Source organism: Shewanella sp. SG41-4 (assembly GCF_014164505.1).
GTDB lineage: Bacteria > Pseudomonadota > Gammaproteobacteria > Enterobacterales > Shewanellaceae > Shewanella.
This window is the reverse complement of the sequence record NZ_JACJFI010000388.1, coordinates 1-2805: the sequence shown is the minus strand read 5'-3', so window position 1 is coordinate 2805 and position 2805 is coordinate 1. Positions and strand designations below refer to the sequence as shown.

General features: G+C 40.3%; 3 protein-coding genes. 1 reads left to right on the top strand and 2 read right to left on the bottom strand.

Annotated features, from left to right (window positions below):
- Window positions 1–261: 261 nt before the first annotated feature.
- Both H5202_RS20015 and H5202_RS20010 read right to left on the bottom strand, forming a co-directional pair.
- Window positions 262–1980: a sodium:solute symporter family protein gene (locus H5202_RS20015; protein ID WP_182773612.1), complete on the bottom strand. Its 1719-nt coding sequence runs from the start codon at window positions 1978–1980 to the stop codon at window positions 262–264.
- A gap of 12 nt (window positions 1981–1992) precedes the next feature.
- A complete protein-coding gene (locus H5202_RS20010) occupies window positions 1993–2259 on the bottom strand; it encodes a DUF4212 domain-containing protein (RefSeq protein ID WP_011637017.1) in 267 nt (88 codons plus the stop codon).
- A 360-nt stretch (window positions 2260–2619) separates the two neighbouring features.
- On the opposite strand from H5202_RS20010, the gene H5202_RS24040 reads away from it, so the two are divergent.
- A partial coding sequence (locus H5202_RS24040; RefSeq protein ID WP_220493943.1) for a hypothetical protein occupies window positions 2620–2805 on the top strand: 186 nt, incomplete at its 3' end.

Below are 2805 nucleotides of genomic sequence, written 5' to 3'. Positions count from 1 at the left end.
CACGCCATTTGAATCAAGGCAAGATTGAATAATATCGGGCTCTAGAACATCAGCGAGAGATGAAAACTCAGTTAGGCGATTAATTGAGGTGCGAGCAAGGGCTTCTGAAAGTTCCATAAAAAAAATCCGATAATAAAGATTATCGGATTTTCGCAGACTAGAAAGATCGGTCAACCGATCAGTTAAATTTTCTCGTTTTACCGCTTAACTGATCGGCATTACGCCTAAGCGCTCTTTTTAAACAGTGTAGTTTATAGCAGTTTAATGATCGTGAGCTTCGCCTGACCCTTTAGGGAAACGAATAGACTCAACCATTGCGACTATTTCATCAGGAATTTTAGCAGTAACTTTACTGACAGCAAAAGCGACACCAAAGTTAACCATCATTCCCACCATACCAATACCTTCAGGTGAAATACCAAACAACCAATTTTCAGATGAATTAGCCGCCGGATTGATAAACTTGAAGTAGGCAATATAACTAGCAGTAAATAATAAGCCAATCACCATGCCCGAAATAGCACCTTCTCTATTCATAGTTCTAGAGAAAATACCCATGATAATAGCCGGGAATAACGACGCTGCTGCGAGACCAAATGCAATGGCCACCACCGCTGCTACGAATCCAGGTGGATTAATACCAAAGTAACCCGCCATAACAACCCCGAAACCAGCGGCTATTCGTGCATACATTAACTCTTTCTGATCCGAAATATCCGGCATTAGATTTTTCTTGAGTAAATCGTGCGACACAGATGTTGAAATTACCAGTAATAAACCTGCAGAGGTAGACAAGGCTGCGGCTAAACCACCCGCGGCAACTAATGCAATAACCCATGCTGGAAGATTAGCAATTTCAGGCGTGGCAAGAACCATAATATCTCGGTCAATGTTCATCTCATTTTTTTCACCATTGGTGTAAAAAATCTTGCCATCGTTGTTCTTATCATCCCATGTAATTAAACCGGTTTTTTCCCAGTTTTTAATCCACGTTGGCGCTGTTTCATAAGGCACGCCAGTTGATTCTGGTCCATTGATGGTTTCAATCATATTAACGCGAGAGAAAGCAGATAATGCAGGAATAGTAGTATACATAATAGCGATGAACACTAATGCCCAACCCGCAGAAATACGTGCATCTTTTACTTTAGGAACAGTAAAGAAACGTACAATCACATGTGGTAAGCCCGCTGTACCGAACATTAATGCACCAGTAATGAAGAACACATCAATCATCGATTTTGAGCCTTCGGTATATTGGGAGAACCCGAGTTCTGCCGATAATCCATCGAGCTTATCGAGTAAGTATACCCCCGTACCATTACCTGCAGCATCGATTAACTCAGCACCAAAACCGATTTGCGGTAAAATATGACCTGTCATCATTACTGATATAAAGATAGCAGGAACCATAAAGGCAAAAATAAGCACACAATATTGCGCAACCTGTGTGTATGTAATCCCTTTCATTCCGCCTAATACAGCGTAGAAGAAGACCACCGCCATACCGATATAAACGCCGGTCTCCACTTCTACTTCCAAGAAGCGAGAGAACACCACGCCAACACCACGCATTTGACCTGCAATGTAGGTGAAACAAATAAAGATGGCACAAATAACTGCGACAGTTCGTGCAGTCTGAGAGTAGTAACGATCACCAATAAAGTCGGGAACCGTAAACTTACCAAATTTACGTAAATAAGGTGCCATACATAAGGCTAATAGCACATAACCGCCAGTCCAACCCATAAGGTAAACTGAGCCATCATAACCGGTAAAAGACACAATACCGGCTAATGAAATAAACGATGCTGCTGACATCCAGTCGGCTGCAGTTGCCATACCATTCATAACAGGGTGAACGCCACCACCTGCTACATAAAACTCTTTGGTTGAACCCGCTCGAGACCAAATGGCGATCCCGATGTACAGCGCAAAAGTCGCGCCGACAATTATATATGTGAGTGTTTGAACATCCATTTTTAGTGCTCCTTAGTCTTCCTGAACATTGTATTTTTTGTCTAATGTATTAGCTTTCGCTACATAAACAAAAATCAGCGCCACGAATACATACATTGCACCCTGCTGCGCAAACCAGAAACCCAGTTTGAATCCCATAAAGGTAATTTCGTTTAACACATCTACTAATAGAATACCGCAGCCAAATGATACTGCAGCCCAAATTGCAAGCAAGCTAAGTACTAAGCGTAAATTCTCACGCCAGTAACCCGCTGCCTTATCGTTATTTTCAAAACTCATTGCGACTCCCCTAAGTTATTTTTTGTAAAGCCATTGTTAATTTAGCAACTCAGGGGGCTACCACAATCAAGACCTTAGTCGTACTTGATTAACTAATGTTAACGTGCAAATTAAAAACCCATATAAATCAGCATAATATAGAATTAAAATTGAAATACACTTGTTGTCTTTTCAATTTAATTAGACCAAGGTCGAACAAGATTTCGCCATTAAAAGTATGAGATCTGTATCACAAAAGATAAATAGGAATAATTTCCAGTAAAAAATTCATCGTTTGCGTTGAATTCTGCTCTATTTCCTGAGATAAGTACTTAGATAGGAATAAATCTTTTTAGAATACAGATAATAAGGATATTTTTTTTGACGTTGCCACGTATTAATCAACAACACCTTTTATTCTCGATTATCTTGGGAGTGGCCGGGCTGCTGATAAATTGTTATCCGATACAATTTTTTGCCAACGTGCAATTTGTATTAGGTAATACAGTAACTGTGATTGCTGCGGTTTTATTGGGACCTTGGTATGCGTTTTTAACCGCTATGATG

Excerpts from the sequence above, each read along its gene's own strand:
- H5202_RS20015 (WP_182773612.1), bottom strand. The coding sequence starts at position 1,980 with ATGGATGTTCAAACACTCACATATATAATTGTCGGCGCGACTTTTGCG.
- H5202_RS20010 (WP_011637017.1), bottom strand. The coding sequence starts at position 2,259 with ATGAGTTTTGAAAATAACGATAAGGCAGCGGGTTACTGGCGTGAGAAT.